Genomic DNA, 17307 nt, shown 5'->3' on the forward strand with positions numbered 1-17307 from the left:
CACCACCGACCCCCGCCCGCCGGGCGTATGCGGTGGCCACTCCATTTCGAGCCAACATCCCCGCCAACGCTCCAGCCGTTCCCGGACCGGGCAAGGCAGACGTTCCTTCAGGCACCCCACGCTCGTCGACCCGAATGTGCTGGTTCCACAAGACGCACGCTTGGGAAGCGTGCGTCTTGTGGAACCAGCACGAGTTCGAATATCAGTCTCACTTCCTGCCTCAGTTCGGCCGAGCCCAACCCTGCCAGCCGTCACCTCCCCTCTCCGATCTCCTCGACTCGACGCACTCCGCTGTCCTCCCGAGAAGCTAGTCAGCCGTAGCCATGCCTCGGTGCATGATTGACACGCTGGCCTCGTAGCGAAAGAAGACTTGATGACCTCTGAGGGTGATCTCCGCCGATATAGGGCGGATGCCAACAGGTACCGCTCCGACATCAGCAAGGCTTCAGGCACTGTGGCGACACAGCGCAAAAAGGCTGCTGATGCCATGACAGCGGCAAGCAAGTCGAAAAGCTCAGGAACTATCCGGATGAAGCAGGCCGAGGCCGATCGGGCAACCAAAGCTGCAAACGACGCCGAGAAGAAGCGCGCGGACCTCGAAGCTAAGCTGGCGGCGACAGAAGTGAAGATCACCAAAGCCCAAGAGACGATCGACAAGAATCAGCGCATCATGCATGAAAAGGCGATGCGCGATCTCCGCTCGAAAATTGAGCAGGCATCTTCCCAGTTCAAGCCGACACTAATGGCAAGGCAAGGAAACCCCTTCCCTGGACCTTCACGTCAATTTCCGAACAGAAACGGATCAATGCCCTCGCCAACCGCAGACGTCTTCCTCTCCCACGCCAGCGAAGATAAGGATGAAATCGCTCGCCCTCTGAAGGATGCCCTTGAAGCGCGAGGGGTAAGCGTTTGGTTCGACGAAATCCGGATCACGGTAGGAAAAAGCATCCGACGTGAGATCGAGAGCGGCATCGCAGGATGCCGATTCGCTTTCGTCATCATTTCACCCCACTTTTTCAGAAAGCAGTGGACACAAGCCGAACTGGACGCACTATTTGGCAAGAAGATGGACTCCGGCGACGACTCAGTACTTCCCGTATGGCACCACATCTCTAAGGATGAGGTAAAACTCCACTCCCCTTTGCTCGCCGGAATCCTCGCACTCAACTCTGCGACGATGACGGTCGAGGAGATTGCAGAAGGCCTGGCCGAGGCGGTTAAATCCTAGTAAGCGGATTTCGATTAATGTTCGCGGAATAACATCGAGGACCGCTCTCCAAGCTCGTTGCTGTCCGCCGCCCGGCTCCCACCGTTTCAGTTTCCGTCTCGGTCGCTGTCGTTCGTGGCCGTTCATGTCCCATCTGACTCGCACGACCTGCGCGGGTCAAAGGCGGTGGCGAACGACTGGTCGCAGACTTGGAAAGCGTGCTGGGAAACCCCTCATGGGTTCGAGGCCCGTGCCGCCGGCATCGTCGCGGAAGGATGCCGGCGGTGTCAGGCGGTATCGTGCGGCATCTGGCTTGCCGGATGGTTCGGGCGTGGTGGGCCGGATGAGGCGCGGGAGACCGGGACGCTTTCCCCGTTCCGGTCTCCCGTTTTTTGGTCAGCCGTGGCCGGGCTGGGCGTCCTCGGTCACGTGGATTCCCTCGGCGAATCCGAGGACGTCGGTCTTGCTCCAGCCCAGGCCGTCCCAGACCTGGACCTGCATGCGCGGGCCGCTGGGCTGGTCGACGTACAGCCACCAACCCGTCGTCATGCCTTCGGCCTTGCCCAGCACGCCGGGGTTGCCGGCCACCTGCACCTTGTCGCCTTTGGGGGTGCCGGTCTCGTCGACCGACTGGAGCATGACCACAACCTTGTCCTCGAAGTTGTGGATGTTCTTGTCCTTGGCGTTCTTCGGGGCGATGGTGAGCACGCCCGCGTCGACGCCCTGGATCTCCCAGCCGTCCGGAACCTTGTCGAGGGTGAAGCCTTCCGGCTGCTTGCCGGTGTAGGCGACCAGCTTCACGGTCGGCGCGACGCTGCCGCCGGCGACGGTGCCCTGGGCGAGCGGGCTGGTCGAGGCGGCAGGGGCGCCGCCGGTGGTGGCGAAGGCGACGGCCGCGGCCAGGGCGGCGACGGCGAACGCGGAGCCGCCTCCGGCCTGGACGAGACGGCGGCGGCGCAGGGCCCTCTGGCCGCGGGCGATGTCGGCGGCGACCTGGTCGGTGGTGGGTTCGACGGCCGGTCCGGCGATGCCCGCCAGCCCGTCCTGCAGGTTCATCATTTCATTTCTCCTGGTCACAGCGTTGCAAGGGAGGCGTTGACGCCCAGGACCGTCCGGAGGCGGTCGAGCGCCCGGGCGGTCTGGCTCTTCACCGTTCCCTCGGAACATCCGAGGGCGTCGGCGGTGTCGGCGACGTCGAGGTCGTAGAAGTAGCGGAACACCAGCGCCGCCCGCATCCGGGGCGGCAGTTCCTTCAGGGCCACGCGCAGCCCGTCGGAGACGTCCCCCTCGTGATGTGCCGCGGCCACCCGGTCCGGGACCTCGGCCATCGACCGTTCGCTACGCCGCCACCACCGCCGCCGCTCGTCGGTCAGCGCGTTCACCAGCACCCGCCGGACGTAGCCGTCCGGGTTGTCGGCACGCTGGAACGCCGGCCAGGCGACGTACAGTTTGGTCAGCGCGGACTGGACGAGGTCTTCGGCCAGGTGGGCGTCGCCCGCCGTGAGCAGAGTCGCCGTACGCACCAGTGCGGCCCTCCGGCTGACCACGAACTGATGGAATTGCTCGTCTCGCTCGGTCTTCACACGATCCCCTCCTTCACTCTCACGCCTCCCTGACGACTGCCACCTCCTCCGGGTTGCATCCCATCGCGGTCAGTCCGGCGGCCGGGCGACGACGAGCACTCCGTCCGGCAGGGTCACGGCCACCCGGCCGTGGTCGGGATTGACCGACACGGTGTTCTCCGGGAACCGCTCCCACTGCCGGCCCGGCCCGCCCAGCAGGTGCCCCTCCGGGGTGAGCACGAGCAGATCCTCCCCGGTCATCCAGGTCAGGCGGTAGATGTCGGTCAGTTCACTGAGCACCTGAGGTTTCCCGGGGCCGGCATGTTCGACCGGAAGGCGGACAGCGCGCACCACTTGCCCCAGCGCCTGCTTCCGGGTGGTGATGGTGAGCGTCTTGGAGGAATTCGCCGCGGTGGGAAAAGATAGACCGATGTCACTTGATGGCGAAACCGGCGAGGAGGCCGGTGAAGGGCTTGGGCGGCGGTACGGCGTACTCGTCGCGCCGTGACGTTCGCAACCCGAGGCCGACCAGGGACTGCACCAGCAGTGTGGCGGCGGTGACCCCGTCGATCACCGGGGCGCCGATGCGCTGGGACACCTCGGCGCAGAAGCCGGCCATTCCGGCGCAGCCGAGCACGATGACGTCGGAGCCGTCCCGGTCCAGGGCCTCGCGGGCGAGCGCGACGACCCGGGGCAGCACCGCCGGGTCGGTCTCCAGTTCCAGGACCGGGATCTCGCAGGCGTGCACTCCCCGGCAGGCCCCGGCGGGGGCGTACCGCTGGGCCAGGTCTCGCGCCCGTCCGGCCGTACGGCCGAGGGTTGTGACCACGCTGAAACCGCGACCGACGAGCATCGCCGCATGCATCGCCGCCTCCGCGATGCCGACCACGGGACCGGTCGCGATCTCCCGGGCGGCATCGAGTCCGGGGTCGCCGAAGCAGGCGACCACGTAGCCGTCCGCGCCGGCCCGCTCCCCCGCGATGATCTCGGCGAGCAGGCCGGGAACGGCGAGGGCCTCGTCGTAGTGGCTCTCGATGGAGGCCGGCCCCATGTCCGGGTTGACCGCCTCGACGGTGACGCCCGGACCGGCGACGGCCCGGGCGCTGGTCCCGATCAGGGCGGTCATCGACGCCGTGGTGTTGGGGTTGACGACCCGGATCAGTGTCATCTCTTCTTGGCGAGGCCGAGGTAGATGACGAACCCGAGGGCGCAGCCGATGAACCAGCTGTACTTGGCCACCTCGGTCATCGTGCCGAGCACCGGGATCACCGCGATGAGCGCGCCGGCCACGGTGGCGATGATCGCCGGCGGGTTGTAGCCGTTCTTGTAGAAGTACCTGCCGCCGGGCGACATGGTGAACATCGCGTCCACGTCCACCCGCTGTTTCCGGATCAGGTAGTAGTCGGCGATCAGGACCCCGAACAGCGGCCCGATGAAGGCGCCCAGCGTCTCCAGCGTGTAATGGATGACCTCCGGGTTGTTGTAGAGGTTCCACGGTGTGAGCAGCACCGACCCGACCGCGGCGATCATGCCGCCGGCCCGCCAGGAGATCCGCTGCGGGCTGACGTTGGAGAAGTCGAACGCCGGCGAGATGAAGTTGGCGACGATGTTGATGCCGATCGTGGCGATGGTGAAGGTGAGCGCGCCGAGCACGATCGCGAACGTGCTGTCGATCCGCGCCACGGTCGCGACCGGGTCGGTGAGCAGCTCACCGAAGACCGGCACGGTGAGCGAGGCGGTCACCACCGTCAGGATCGAGAACATCAGGAAGTTGACCGGCAACCCCAGAAAATTCCCGACCTTCACTTTCTGGTACGTGGATCCATAGCGCGAGAAGTCCCCGAAGTTGAGCATGGGGCCGGAGAAGTAGGACACGACGAGTGCGATCGCGCCGAGCATGACCGGGATCGCGTCCAGGCCGGTGACCGTGACCTCGCCCAGGTTCAGGTCGATGGCGCCCCAGCCGGCCCGGGAGATCAGGTATCCGGCGAGGACGAACATGACCACGTAGACGGCCGGGCCGCAGAAGTCGATGAACCGGCGGATCGTCTCCATGCCGGTCCAGAAGACGGCCGCCTGCAGGACCCAGAGCAGGGCGTACGTGCACCAGCCCAGCAACGGCAGGCCGAGGAACCCGTACTGGCCGACGTCGGCGTACGGCATCAGCGACGGCCACAGTTTGAGGATGACCACGTCCAGGGCCGCCGAGGCGAGGTAGGTCTGGATGCCGTACCAGGCGACCGCGATCGCCCCGCGGATGATCGCCGGCACGTTCGCGCCGAGCACCCCGAAGGCCACCCGGTTGATCACCGGATAGGGCACGCCTGTCACCTGGGACGGCTTGGCCACCAGATTGCAGAAGAAGTAGACGATGGTGATGCCGACGACCAGCGACACCAGCACCTGCCAGCTGGACAGCCCCAGCGCGAAGAGGCTGCCCGCGGTGACGTAGCCGCCGACGCTGTGCACGTCGGACATCCAGAACGCGAAGATGTTGTACGACCCCCACCGCTGTTGTTTGAGCGGCGCCAGGTCCTCGTTGGTGAGTCGCGGATCGTAATCGGGTTTCGTGACGCCGCTACCGACCGGCATGCCGGCGGCTTCGACCAGGTCCTCGTGCGGTCTGCCGGGGATGGTGGACATGGACGTCACGCTATGAATCCGCTGTTTCACCGGGATGTGCGGAACTGTATATCTTCCGGTACCGGATAGAGCTGACGCTGGTTCACCACGGTCCGCCGGACGTGCGGCGGGTTGACCAGCGGGGCGGTCGGCGCCCGCCGTTCGGCCATCATCCCGATGATCGCGCGGGACGCCTGGTCGTAGCCGGTCCGGTACGCCTCGTCCCGGTCCCGTCCGTGCCGGTGCCACTGGTGGATGCGCCCGACCGCGTACCCGCTGGACACCACGATGGCGAGGGTCAGCAGGAGGTAGAGGACACCGTTGCCGGGCGCGGTCACGACCGGTCCGTCCCGGTGGGGCACGCCCGGCTGCGCGGCGCGCCCGGGCGGGGCCGGGAGAACTCCCGGCGGGGTGGCCGGCCCACCGGCGCCGGGGTGACCGGCCGGCGCCGCCCGGTGGGTATCCGGCCGGCGAACCCGGCCGACGCGTGCCGGTACCCGTCCCGGAAAGCGGCCCGGCGCCGATGCTGCTCACGCTGCCGCTGATGCACCCGGCCGCCGGCGTAGGCGCTGAGGCACGCCACCACGAGAGCGCACAGCGACTCCACCAGAATGACCCGGGCCGGTGTCATCGGCGGATCGCCTTCACTGTTTCCTCCGGCATGGTCCCGTCCTTCGAATGCCGCTGGTTTCATGACGGCAAACTCACGTCCGGCGACGAAGGAAGTCAGTCACACGAGCGGTCCCGGCTGGCCGATCGGCCGATTGCCTCCGTGGCCGCGGGCACTGGGCCGCACGGTCCACCCGCCGGCCCCGAACGGACGGCACCGCAGGCCGTGTGACGGAGTCCCCAGGGGTGAGAACCAGCCTGATTCACGCGAACGGGAACCCAGGGTATTTGACTTGTCTGTCCGTTTTGCCAACATCCCCCTCGCGGCCTCCCACCCGGCCGGACCCCGCCGCCGAGGGAAAGGCACCCGCGCATGCTGCAGTCCCGGACCACTCGGCGTGCGCTGGCCGCGGCCGCCGTGCTCCTGGCGGTGACCGCCGCGACCGGGTACGTCCACCGGGAGGTCGACTCGCTCGCCCTGTTCGCCTGCTGGTGCGCCGGGTACGGCACGCTGCTCGTCCGGGCCTGGTCGTTCGTCCGCAACGGCCGGGTTCCGCGCCCGGCGGCGGCGACCGCCCGGATCGTGGCGATCGTCCCGGCCTGCGCCCCGGACGACGCGGACCTGCGCGCCTGCGTCTGGTCGCTGCTCAACCAGCACGGTGTGGTCGTCGGTGAGGTGCACGTCGTCGACGACGGCCCGGTCAACCGCCCGGTGCGCCCGTTCGCCCATCCCCGGGTGCACTGGCACCACCGGCTGGACGGCGGCTCCCGCCCGGCCGCGCTGCACGTCCTGGACCGGCTCGAACCCGCCGACTGGGACTTCGTGCTGACCCTGGACGGCGACTGCGTCCTGGACGACCACGCGCTGGAACACCTGCTGGAGGTGTTCACCGACCCGCGGGTGACGGTGGCCAAGCCGATGATCGCGGCCCGCAACGCCGGGCAGAACATGCTCACCCGGATCGCCGACGTGCATCTGGGCACCGCCCGCGGGCTGCGGATGAGCCGGCCGCTGCCGGGCGCGGGCCTGTGCCGGGCCGGGGTGGCCTTCCAGGACCGGGACCACCACCGGGGCGGGTCCGCGGCCTTCGAGGGCGAGGTGCTCGTGGTGCCGGCGGCGACCGTCTGGACCCGGGCGCCGGCCGACCGGGACGCCGCCTACCGCCAGTGGCTGCGCTGGTCCACGACGTGGTGGCGGACGTTCGGCCGGGTGGTGCCGGCGGCCCGGATGCTGGCCGGGTCACTGGCCGTCGGGTACGCATCGGTCGCCCTGGTCACCGGGCCGGTCCGGAGCGGACCGGCCGCTTTGTACGCCACGTTGTATCTGCTGGTTCGTTACGCCATGACGGGTCTGTATCTGGTCGACCGGCCCCGGACGAGCGGACCTGACAGGTTCTGGACGTGGCTGCTGCTCACCCCGGCCGAAGCCGCCCTCAACCTGCTGTTCGTCGTCCCGGTCAGATACATCGCCCTGCTCAGGCTCTGCCGGAGCCGTTCCAGATCGTCGACGGCCGGTCCCGGCACGGTCTACCACAGCGCACACCTGCTTGAAGGGAACCGAACGTGAACACCGACACCGAGGTGATGTTCTCCGGCGGTCTCGACGGCGTGATTGTCCCGGCGATGCCCCCCACACAGCGCACGACGTCCATGCCGGCCGGAGCGGGAGAGACCCTGGTCCTGCCGGACGGGGCACTCCAGCTGCTCGCACTGGCCCAGCGCACCGCCGACGACCACATCGCCGCGGTGAACCGGCACGCGCACCAGGTGCGCGCCGAGGCGCAGGCCCTGGCCGAACAGATCCACCGCGACGCCCATGCGTACGCCGACGAGGCGCGCGCCGAGACCGACCGGATGCTGGCGCAGACCCGGGCCGAGTCCGACCGGATGCTGACCGCGGCGCGGGCCGAGGCGGAGCGGATCGTGGCCGAGGGCAACGACCACGCCGACCAGATGAAGGCCCAGGCCGAGCAGCGTTACCAGGACGCCGTCGGCGGGCTGGCGAAGCAGCGTGAGGCGCTGCAGAAGCAGATCGAGGCGCTGGCCAGCTTCGACAACGACTACCGGCAGCGGATCACGGTGTTCCTGCAGAGTCAGCTGCGGGCGCTCTGGGCCGAGGAACCCCGGGCCGTCGATCCGCTGGACCCGGCCGCCTGAGGCCGGCGCCGCCGGTTCAGGCGTCGTCCCCGGCTTCAGGCGTTGTCCCCGGCGGACGGGGCGCGGTTGCGGCGCCGCCGCCGGAAGTCGATCTCCCGCCAGTCGTCCGGGATCTGTGCGACGAAGAAGCGCTGGACCGGGGAGAGTTCGCCGACCGAGGCGAGTGTCTTCTGGGCCCGGATCCACCGGCGGGTGTCGGTGCGGGCGCGCTGTGCCCGGGCCCGGGCGATCGGATCCGAGGGGTCGCTGTACGGCTGATCGCTGTCCAGCAGCGCCAGCGCCGCGTTGTAGGCCGCCCGCCACCGCGCGGGCAGGTTCGTCCTGTCGTCTTTTGCCACGGTCAAGTCCCTGTTCTGGTCGCCGTCCGGTTCTTCTTAACTTGCCAGAAATGCCGCGCGGTGCCGGAGCGGCCCGATCCGGTGCGGTGACCCGCGCTAACAGCCCGGACAAGGTGCCTCAATACCCCTGCGCGAACTATTTCGAGGGATAACCGACGATTCCGTACTACATGCGGCCAAGGTCCGGTCGGGAGTTCAGCCGATCACCATCGGCCGAACGGCGGGCCGGGCCGGGTGAACGGACGGTCGCTAACAACCGGACGCACGACACCGGGCGGGCGATCACCACGCCGCGCCGGAGCCGGCCGGACCGCCGGAGGCGAAGTCCTCTCGTAACGGCCCGCAGTTCCACTGAACGGTCAGCATCGGCAGTCGTTCAGGCACCCGGGAATGGACACAGGAGCGACAACCGACGTCGCGGAAATGGTGTTCTCCATTCCGAAAGGCTCGACCAGTGAAACAAATCCGAAAGGAACCGCGATGAAAAAGCTCACCCGCGTTATCTCCACGGGTGGACTCGGCTTGCTCGCCGCGCTTGCGGTGGCTGCCGGGCCGGCTCAGGCCGTCAATGCGAATAACGTCGCGCACACCAAGCCCGCGCGGCAGCCGATCCACCTGAACGACGGCGTCCAGGTGGCCGGGTTCTACTCGTCGCTGCAGCAGTGCAGCCTGGCCGGTCGTTTCGGTCAGCAGCGGGGTTACTGGGACGCCTACAGCTGCAGCCCGGTCCGCGTCGGTGCCCGTGGCGGCGCCTGGGCGCTCCAGGTCGCCAGCTACGACAACTGGGACCGGCGCGGTTTCGACATCGCGCTGCGCGCCGTCTGCGCCTTCCCGAACCAGTACCGCCCGGTCTGGGTGGGGCAGTACTCCCCGAGCCGTCCGGCGCGGGTCATCGTCAAGAGCCCGGGCCGCGTGATCTACGGCCACCCGGGCCGGGTCATCTACGGCAAGCCCGGCTGGGGCTGGGGCGGTAAGGGCTACGGCGGCGGCTGGGGCCACGGCGGCGGCAACGGTGGTGGCAGCCACGGTGGCGGCGGTTACGGCAACGGTGGTGGTCACGGCAACGGTGGTGGCTACGGCAACGGCGGTGGCGGCAACCACGGCGGTGGTGGCGGCAACCACGGTGGCGGTAACGGCCACGGCGGCGGTGGCGGCGGTGGCAACCACGGCGGTGGCGGTGGCGGTGGTAACCACGGCGGTGGCGGTGGCGGCAACTACGGTGGCGGCGGCCGCAACTGATCACCGGAGGCCCCGCGTGACGGCGCGGGTGCTCCGGGCCGGCCGGGCGACCGCGCTCCGGCCGGCGACCGGATGATCCACACCGGTGCCACCGGGCCACGCGCCTGATCCGGTGGCACCGGCGCCGGGCCCTCCTGGACAGGGGCCCGGAAAAGCGGAACGGAAAAGGCGGGCCCGTCGGGGCCCGCCTTTTTCACTGCTTTCTCTGATCCCCGTGAATGCCCCGGGAGGCCATCACGAAGAATGCTCGGTACCCGTGCTGATAACCGTCCCGGAACGACCTGTCGCGTTCGAGCCCGAGCCGGTACCACTGATGGATCCGCCCGCCGAGATAGGCGATCAGGGCCGAGATCATGATGCAGGCGACGATCTCGGTGACGTTGTCGGTCGGCATTGTTCGAGCTTAAAGTCGCCGCACCGCGCGGACAAAACGCCGGCCGCCTCATCACCCCGGTGGATCCGGTGGTACCGACCGCATCCGGAGCACGAACGTCGATCCGCCGTTCTCCCCCGGGTGATGGTCGACGTCGCCGCCGTTGGCCCGCGCCAACTCCCGGACGATGTAGAGGCCCAGCCCGGTGCCGGTCACCGTCCCGGCGGTGGACTCGGCCCGGGCGAACCGGTCGAAGAGCCGGTCCCGGAACTCCGGCGGCACACCCGGCCCCTCGTCGCGGACCTCGACGGTGACGTCCGGGCCCCGGCGCCGGGCGACGATCGCGGTGACCCCGCCGCCGTACTTGGCCGCGTTGCTGATCAGGTTGGTGAGGATCTGGTCGAGGTGACCGGGCTGCACCATCGCCTCCAGATCCGGCGGGCAGACCACCGGCACCCGGCCGGTGGCGGTGGCCACTAGCGCGGCGTCGACGTGCTCGGCGACCCGCACCGGGACCGGCGCCGCCATCAGCCGCCCGGCGTCCAGGCTGACCAGGTCGAGGACCTCCTGGACGATGACCGCCAGCCGCTGGGTGGTCCGGTGCACCTTGCCGACGATCTGCCGGGTGCCGCCGGGCAGGTCGTCCTCGGCCAGGGCCAGGTCGAGGTTGCCGAGCATCATCGCCAGCGGGTTGTTGATCTCGTGGCCGAGCATGCCGATCAGGTCGGCCTTGAGCTGGTTGGCGGCCTCCAGCTCACGGTGCCGGTCGGCCAGGTCCGCGGTCCGGACCCGGACGGTGTCCTCCAGCGAGTCGTAGAGCAGGGCGTTGTCCAGGGAGACCGCGAGCTGCCCGGCGATCAGCCGGACCGCTTCCAGCCGGTCGGTGGCGAACACCCCGTCCTGCCGGTGGTTCTCCAGCAGCAGCACCGCGCCGCCGGCGTCCCGGCTCGGGATCGGCACCGCCAGCAGCGCGCAGGTGCCCAGCCCGGCCAGGTACGGCTCCCCGGCGAACCGGGCGTCCCGGGTCGCGTCGGCCACCAGCAGCGGTTTGCCGGTGCGCAGCACGTACCGGACGGCCGACGCCAGCCGGTCCGTACCGGCGCCGGTGTGGTTCGGCAGCACCAGGCGCACGTGGGTGGCCCCGGTCATCGCGCTGAGCACGTCGCCGACCTGGTCCTCCAGCCCGGACAGCGAGGTCGCCGAGCTGAGCGCCCGGGTCGCCCGCAGGATCGCCACCAGGTCGATCCGGTCCGCGCCGGCGCCGCTGCCGGACTCCCCGGCGGTGGCCCGCAGGAACGGGTGGCCGGTCTCCAGCCGGGACAGCGGCCCGCCCGCGCCCCAGTCCCGGTACGTGTCCCGGGCCTCGATCAGCAGCCGGTGCCCGGTGTGCGCCATCCCGCGTTCCAGGTGGAACCGCGCGGCCCGTTCGGCCAGCAGCGCCCGGTGCCAGGGCCGGCCGGTCACCTCGTCCAGGCCGGCGTCGAAGTGCCGGGCCGCGGTGTCCGGGTCGCCGCGTGCCCAGGACCGTTCGGCGTCGACCAGGTGCAGCAGCGGCCGGAAGTTGCGGGGCGCGTCACCGGCCCGGGCGGCGAGCCAGTCCCGGAGTTCGCCGAGTTCGCCGGTGACGGTGTGGTCGCCGTCCCGCAGCCGGGCGGTCAGGCTCAGGCAGCGGACCAGCCGGGCCAGCGCGGAGACGTAGAACCCGCGGATCGCGCCGTGGTGCCGCATAGCCGCGGCGGAGTGCTCGTCCAGGGCCGCCGGATCGTCGCGGAGCAGGGCGGCGAGCGCCCGGTTGACGTGGTGCCCGGCCAGCGCCGGCGGGTAGGTGTGCAGTCCCTCCGGTTCCGGCGGCTCCGGTTCCGGCTCGGGTTCACGCAGGCCGCGGACCAGGTCGCGGTAGCCGATCAGGCTGAGCGCGGCGGTCCGGTTGCCGGTGTGCTCGGCGGCGGCCAGGGCGGCGGTGATCTCCTCGGCGACCGTCTCCAGCGAGTCCGCGGTGTCGAACAACGCGGCCGCCTGCCGGACGCTGCTCAGCCCGGCGACCAGGCCGTCCCCGGCGGCGAGCAGGTCGTCGCGGGCCTGCGGGCCGGCGTCGGCGATCTCCTCCAGCGGTTCGAACCAGTGCGCGGCCAGGTAGAGGTACATGTACCGGGCGACCGCGGTCTCGGCCCGGTAGCCGTGCGCCCGGCCGGTCTCGGCCACGTACCGGCTCAGCCGGTAACCGGTGCGGTAGTCGTCGAGCTGGTCGATGGTGGTGCAGATCACCGCTCCGGCGGCGCCGATCACCGGCGGGCAGACCCCTTCCCGCTGCCACAGCCGGTACGCCTGCAGCACCACCCAGGCGTGGTGCAGCGGCCCGAGCCGGTAGGCGGGCACCAGCAGCCGGTTCAGCAGCCGCCCGGCCGCCAGCACCCGGGGGTCGGTGGTCTCGCCGGCCAGGTCCAGGTCGTCGAGCCGATCGCGCAGGCCGGCCGTCTCGGCGCGCACGTACGACGCCAGATCGTCAGGCGGTTCGACACCGAACCGGCGCAGCATGTCCAGGCCGAGCTCCCACGAGGACCGCGAGTCGCCGCGCTGGGCCAGCAGGTTCACCTGGACCGCGGCGGCCCCGGCCAGGACGAGCAGGTCCGCGGGCCGGGCGGCCAGGTCCTGGTGGATCCGGTCGGCCTCGTCCAGCCGGCCCAGGCAGTAGAGGGTGGCGTGCCGGTCCGCGGCGATCACGTCGGACAGCGGATCCGGATCCGCCACCAGCCGGGCCGCCGCGTCGAACAGTTCGGCGGCCACCCCGTGATTGGTGAGCCGGGCGGTGCGCCGGCCGGCCGCGTGCAGCAGCACCGCCGCGGCCCGCCGCTCGGCCGGATCGGTGACCAGATCGGCCGCCGCCAGGTACTGCTCGGCCGCCTCCTGCTCGTACCCGGGCCGGCCGGCCAGACGGCGGGCCATGTCGAGGTGGGTCTGCTCGCGTTCGGCCGCGGTCCACAGCTCCCGGGCCGTCTGGTGCACCAGGTCGAGGCGGAACCGGACGGTCCCGCCGGTGATCAGAATCAGTCCCCCGTCGGCGGCCGGGGTCAGGTCGCGGGTCAGCGCCGGTTCGGCGGTCCCGGTCGCGGCGGCCAGCAGCCCGGTGGCGACGTCACCGCCGAGACCGGACAGGGCGGCCAGGTGGTGACGGGCCGGGGCGGGCAGCTGCTCCACGCGTACCGACAGCAATCGGGGAACCTGGTGGGCCGCGACGAAGGACCGGACCGCCTCCGGCTCCCACCGCCAGCCCTCCGCCGACAGGCTCAGCAGCCGCTCCGACCGCAGACCGTTGAGCAGTTCCACCATCGTGTACGGGCTGCCGCCGGCACCGTCCCGGACCGCTTCGGCGAGCCCGGCCGCGGCCGGCGGGCGCAGTCGCAGCACCGCACCGACCAGCGCGGCCGCACCGTCCGGGCCGAGTCCGCCGAGCCGGATCTCCGGCGCGATCCGGCCGGCCCGCTGTCCGCGTTCGATCAGCGCCCGCAGCTCCGGTTCCGCGTCCCGGTAGGTCCCGGTGATCAACAGGCCGGGGATCGGCCCGGCGTTCAGGATCGCCTCCAGCACCCGCAGCGACCCGTCGCCGGCCCACTGCAGGTCGTCCAGGACCAGCACGATCCGGTGCCGGGCGGCGAACCCCCGCAGCACCGCGACGGCGGCCGCCCCGGCCCGGTCCCGGTCCTGGTCGGACAGCGGATCCGCCGCCACCGGCCGGTCCGGGAGCCCGAGCAGGCCGGCCATCTCCGGGATCGCGGCGTGCACCACCTCGGTGTCGCCGCCCAGCTCGGCGGCGAGCCGGCGGCGGTCCTCGGCGATCTCCGGCTCCGGCTCGGCCAGCGCCGCCTGGACCAGCGCCCGCAGCGCCCGGGTGATGCCGCCGGTGCCGGTGCCGGTGCGGAACCGGTCGAACCGGCCCGGCGCGAACCAGCCGCCGCGGGCGGTGACCAGCGGGCGCAGGGTCCGCAGCAGCGTGCTCTTGCCGATCCCCGGCGGCCCGGTGACCAGCAGCGCCGGGCCGCCGCCGCGCAGCGACCGGTCCAGAGCTTCGGTGAGCGGGCCGATCTCGGTGTCCCGGCCGACCGGGTGGGCCGGCGGCACCAGGAAGGCCGGGAAGTCCCGGTCGCCGAGCGGCCCGCGCCCGTCCGGATCGTCCCGGCCGCGGGCCAGGTCGTGGGCCAGCCCCTCGGCGCTCTGGTAACGACGGGCCGGATCCTTCTCCAGCAGCCGCATGACGATCGCGGCGAACCGGGACGGCAGCCCGGCCCGGCACCGCTCCGGCGGGACCGGCGGCCGGACCAGGGTGTCCCGGACCAGGGCCAGGGTGTCCGTCCCGGCGATCGGCGGGACGCCGGTGGCCAGCGCGTACAGGGTGGCGCCCAGGCCGTACAGGTCGGCGCGGGAGTCCACCGCCGTCCCGATCCGGCCGGTCTGCTCCGGCGCCAGGAAACCCAGCGTGCCGATCGGGCCGTCACTCGGCGCGCCACGGTCCGGCCCGCGCAGCGCCAGGTCGAAATCGATCAGCAGCGGGGTGCCGTCGCCGGTCAGCAGGACGTTGGCCGGGGTGATGTCGCGGTGGATCACCCCGGCGCGGTGCACGGCGGCCAGGGTCCAGGCCAGATCAACTGCCAGATCCCACAGCTGCGGTACGGCTAACGGGGCCCCGTCCAGGGCCCGGGCGTCGTCGTCCGCCAGGATCAGCACCCGGCGGGAGCGGTCGTCGGCCAGCCGGGGCACACCCCGGATCCCGGCCAGCCCGCGCAGTACCGCCTGCTCGTGTCCGGTGCGGTGGGTCGCGCCGGGGCCGGTGGCCCGTTTGTGGATCACGCTCCGGCCGTCGGGCGCGGTCCGGCGAAAGACCTGCGTTCTCTCGCTGCGGTAGAGCACTACCCGATTTTGCTTGTTTTCGGCGCCTTTGTAGGCGTACCGCAGCAATCCTGGTCCTTCCTGTTTTTCAGTCCTCCTCCGCGAACAGGCCGATGTCGCGCGGCAGCACCGAGACGAACCGCTGCAGCCGGCCGTGATGAGCGGCACACACCCCGGCCAGCGCCTCCTCGTCCCGGCGCAGGAACGCGGCGAGCATCCCGGCATGGTCGGCGTGCAGCAACTCCCGATCAGAACCGGTCAGATGGGACATCGGGCGCAACGGCTCGGTCATGTTCCAGGCCGACTCCAGCATGTTCAGCAGCCGCCGCATCCGGCACGGGGTGATCAGCGCCAGATGGAACCGGCGGCTCTCCCGGTGATATGCGGCACCCCCGTCGCCGGCCTCGATCGCCTGGTCCAGCGCCCGCAGGGCGGCCCGCGCCGTCCGGTCGTCGGCCTCGGTCGCACCGGCCACCGCCGCCCGCAACGCGGCCGTCTCCAGCGCCTCCCGGACCAGGTAGATCTCGCCGAACTCGCGGGCCGTCATCATCGCCACCCGGTAGCCGCCGTTGGCCCGATGGTCGACCAGGCCCTCCCCGATCAGGGTCATCAACGCCTCCCGGACCGGGATCCGGCTCACCCCGAACACCGCCGCCACCGCGTCCACCGGAATCGCCGACCCGGGCGGCACCTGACCGTGCAGGATCACCGCCCGCAACTCGTCCACGATCGCGCTCCGCAGACCCCCGGGCTCGCCACCGGCCGGCCGGTCGGCCAGCCGGGCGAGCAGGGCCGAGCGGCGCCGGGGTCCGGACATGCCCGGACCCTAGCCCTCCGCGGTTATCGGCACGTTTCACACGGCTCGCGTCTTTCCCGGCTCTTCTCCGCCCGCGCCCGCATGTCCTTCCGGGCTCTTCTCCGCCCGCGCCGCATGTCTTTCCGGCTGGCGGCGCCCCTCCGCGCGGATAGTCTGGAATCCACAGTGCGCTCAGCCGGGAGGTCGCCGTGCCCCTGTTCCCCCAGCCGAACCACCCGCCGGAATGGCAGCCGCCGCACCCGCCCGGCCTCACCCCCGGTTTCCCCGGCTGGCTGGAGGAGCGCCTGTTCGACCAGCGCATCGTCATGCTGCGCGGCCAGCTCAACGCCGAGACCGCGTCCGGCATCGTGGCCGCCCTGCTCACCCTCGACTCGGCCGGCCCGGAGGCCATCCACCTGCACGTGTCCAGCTCCGGCGGGGACCTGAGCGCCGCCCTGTCGGTGGTCGACGTGCTCGACGCGCTCGCCGCCCCGGTGCACGCCCTGGTCACCGCGGAGGCCGGCGGCGCCGCCCTGGCCGTGCTCGCGGCCGCCGGCGAGCGCGCGGCGTACCGGCACGCCCGGTTCAAACTGTCCGAGCCCCGCACCGCCGGGGTGACCGGCACCGCCGACGAGGTGGCCGCCGCGGCCGGGCAGCACCTGCGGGAGCTCGAGGAAGTGGTGCTCCGGCTGGCCGAGCTCACCGGGAAACCCCGCAGCCGGATCGAGGACGACCTGTCCACCGGGCGCAGCCTGAGCGCGACCGAGGCCGTCGAATACGGACTGATCGACGAGGTCGTGGTGCCGAAAAAGAACGGGCCCCGGTGAGATCACCGGGGCCCGTTCTCAAGTGCTAATTCAGCTGGCGACCTTCACGCCCATGGAGCGCGCGGTGCCGGCCACGATCTTGATCGCGGCGTCGAGGTCGTTCGCGTTGAGGTCGGGCAGCTTGCGCTCCGCGATCTCCTTGACCTGGGTCGCCGACAGCGTCCCGACGGTCGTGGTGAGCGGGTTGGCCGCGCCGGACTGGATGCCCAGGGACTTCCGGATGAGGAAGCTGGTCGGCGGCGTCTTGTAGGCCAGCGTGTGGCTGCGGTCCTCGTAGACCGAGACGATGACCGGGATGATCTCGCCCCGGTTCTTCGACGTGGCCTCGTCGTACTCGACCTTGACGGCGCGCATGTTGGCACCGGTCGGGCCGAGCATCTTACCGAGGTCGACCATCGCGGCGTTACCCGCCTCAAGCGCGAGGGTTACCTCATGAGTCTTTTTCTTGGGCGGCATTGAGTAGGGCTCCTTAGGGTGAGCTGCACGGGCCGAACTCGCAGCTCGCCAGCTTCAACGACACACGACTAACCCCGAGACAGTACTGGACCGCCGGGGCGGGCTCCAAATCACGGTCTCGGGCGCAAACAACAGTGTATCCCGCCTGACCTGCGGCCCTTCGGTGGGGCGGCTCGCAGCGCAAAAGGGACAGAAGGACTTAACTCTCGGGTCTTGACCCCGTGTCACATTCCGCAACCT

Annotated in this window: 17 protein-coding genes; 5 read left to right on the forward strand and 12 right to left on the reverse strand. The window is 70.8% G+C overall.

Features of this window, described 5'->3' with window-relative positions; genetic code table 11:
- The first annotated feature begins 373 nt into the window (after positions 1-373).
- Positions 374-1228 (forward strand): toll/interleukin-1 receptor domain-containing protein, encoded by an 855-nt coding sequence (locus Aco03nite_RS05765; RefSeq protein ID WP_203793693.1) that lies wholly within the window; start codon positions 374-376, stop codon positions 1226-1228.
- A 375-nt stretch (positions 1229-1603) separates the two neighbouring features.
- On the opposite strand, the gene Aco03nite_RS05770 is transcribed toward Aco03nite_RS05765, so the two are convergent.
- The 7 genes from Aco03nite_RS05770 to Aco03nite_RS05800 form a co-directional block, all read right to left on the reverse strand.
- Positions 1604-2266 carry a hypothetical protein gene (locus tag Aco03nite_RS05770; RefSeq protein WP_203793694.1) on the reverse strand — a complete coding sequence of 221 codons (663 nt, stop codon included), beginning with the start codon at positions 2264-2266 and terminating at the stop codon, positions 1604-1606.
- Between the two features lie 14 nt (positions 2267-2280).
- On the reverse strand, positions 2281-2790 hold the full coding sequence (locus Aco03nite_RS05775; RefSeq protein WP_203793695.1) for a SigE family RNA polymerase sigma factor: 510 nt from the start codon (positions 2788-2790) through the stop codon (positions 2281-2283).
- A 69-nt stretch (positions 2791-2859) separates the two neighbouring features.
- Positions 2860-3069: a hypothetical protein gene (locus Aco03nite_RS05780; protein ID WP_203793696.1), complete on the reverse strand. Its 210-nt coding sequence runs from the start codon at positions 3067-3069 to the stop codon at positions 2860-2862.
- Positions 3070-3202: 133 nt separating this feature from the next.
- Complete coding sequence (locus Aco03nite_RS05785) at positions 3203-3937, reverse strand: aspartate/glutamate racemase family protein (RefSeq protein ID WP_203793697.1); 735 nt, start codon at positions 3935-3937, stop codon at positions 3203-3205.
- Positions 3934-5412, reverse strand: coding sequence for an NCS1 family nucleobase:cation symporter-1 (locus Aco03nite_RS05790; RefSeq protein ID WP_203793698.1), 1479 nt, complete (start codon positions 5410-5412; stop codon positions 3934-3936). Before Aco03nite_RS05790 ends, Aco03nite_RS05785 begins: the two co-directional genes overlap by 4 nt.
- A gap of 26 nt (positions 5413-5438) precedes the next feature.
- On the reverse strand, positions 5439-5729 hold the full coding sequence (locus Aco03nite_RS05795; RefSeq protein WP_203793699.1) for a hypothetical protein: 291 nt from the start codon (positions 5727-5729) through the stop codon (positions 5439-5441).
- Positions 5726-6022: a hypothetical protein gene (locus Aco03nite_RS05800; RefSeq protein ID WP_203793700.1), complete on the reverse strand. Its 297-nt coding sequence runs from the start codon at positions 6020-6022 to the stop codon at positions 5726-5728. The genes Aco03nite_RS05795 and Aco03nite_RS05800 overlap by 4 nt, the downstream gene beginning before the upstream one ends.
- 351 nt (positions 6023-6373) lie before the next feature.
- Between Aco03nite_RS05800 and Aco03nite_RS05805 the strand changes: the two genes are divergently transcribed.
- Positions 6374-7567 carry a glycosyltransferase family 2 protein gene (locus Aco03nite_RS05805; protein WP_203793701.1) on the forward strand — a complete coding sequence of 398 codons (1194 nt, stop codon included), beginning with the start codon at positions 6374-6376 and terminating at the stop codon, positions 7565-7567.
- Positions 7564-8157 (forward strand): hypothetical protein, encoded by a 594-nt coding sequence (locus tag Aco03nite_RS05810; protein ID WP_203793702.1) that lies wholly within the window; start codon positions 7564-7566, stop codon positions 8155-8157. The genes Aco03nite_RS05805 and Aco03nite_RS05810 overlap by 4 nt, the downstream gene beginning before the upstream one ends.
- Positions 8158-8192: 35 nt before the next feature.
- On the opposite strand, the gene Aco03nite_RS05815 is transcribed toward Aco03nite_RS05810, so the two are convergent.
- The gene (locus Aco03nite_RS05815) at positions 8193-8495 is read right to left on the reverse strand and encodes a hypothetical protein (RefSeq protein ID WP_203793703.1); all 303 of its coding nucleotides are present in this window, start codon (positions 8493-8495) and stop codon (positions 8193-8195) included.
- Positions 8496-8975: 480 nt separating this feature from the next.
- On the opposite strand from Aco03nite_RS05815, the gene Aco03nite_RS52675 reads away from it, so the two are divergent.
- On the forward strand, positions 8976-9734 hold the full coding sequence (locus tag Aco03nite_RS52675; protein WP_239144938.1) for a hypothetical protein: 759 nt from the start codon (positions 8976-8978) through the stop codon (positions 9732-9734).
- A 193-nt stretch (positions 9735-9927) separates the two neighbouring features.
- Here the strand turns inward: Aco03nite_RS52675 and Aco03nite_RS05825 are convergent, their stop codons facing one another.
- The 3 genes from Aco03nite_RS05825 to Aco03nite_RS05835 all read right to left on the reverse strand — a co-directional run bounded on the left by Aco03nite_RS05825 (position 9928) and on the right by Aco03nite_RS05835 (position 15805).
- Complete coding sequence (locus Aco03nite_RS05825) at positions 9928-10128, reverse strand: hypothetical protein (RefSeq protein ID WP_203793704.1); 201 nt, start codon at positions 10126-10128, stop codon at positions 9928-9930.
- Between the two features lie 51 nt (positions 10129-10179).
- Positions 10180-14949: a GAF domain-containing sensor histidine kinase gene (locus Aco03nite_RS05830; protein ID WP_203793733.1), complete on the reverse strand. Its 4770-nt coding sequence runs from the start codon at positions 14947-14949 to the stop codon at positions 10180-10182.
- 127 nt (positions 14950-15076) lie between these two features.
- On the reverse strand, positions 15077-15805 hold the full coding sequence (locus Aco03nite_RS05835; protein ID WP_203793705.1) for a GntR family transcriptional regulator: 729 nt from the start codon (positions 15803-15805) through the stop codon (positions 15077-15079).
- A gap of 188 nt (positions 15806-15993) precedes the next feature.
- Between Aco03nite_RS05835 and Aco03nite_RS05840 the strand changes: the two genes are divergently transcribed.
- Positions 15994-16611 (forward strand): ATP-dependent Clp protease proteolytic subunit, encoded by a 618-nt coding sequence (locus Aco03nite_RS05840; RefSeq protein WP_203793706.1) that lies wholly within the window; start codon positions 15994-15996, stop codon positions 16609-16611.
- A 30-nt stretch (positions 16612-16641) separates the two neighbouring features.
- Here the strand turns inward: Aco03nite_RS05840 and Aco03nite_RS05845 are convergent, their stop codons facing one another.
- Positions 16642-17067: an uL11 family ribosomal protein gene (locus Aco03nite_RS05845; RefSeq protein ID WP_045741284.1), complete on the reverse strand. Its 426-nt coding sequence runs from the start codon at positions 17065-17067 to the stop codon at positions 16642-16644.
- Positions 17068-17307: the final 240 nt, after the last annotated feature.

It is taken from the genome of Actinoplanes couchii (assembly GCF_016862075.1).
GTDB classification, from domain to species: Bacteria; Actinomycetota; Actinomycetes; order Mycobacteriales; family Micromonosporaceae; genus Actinoplanes; species Actinoplanes couchii.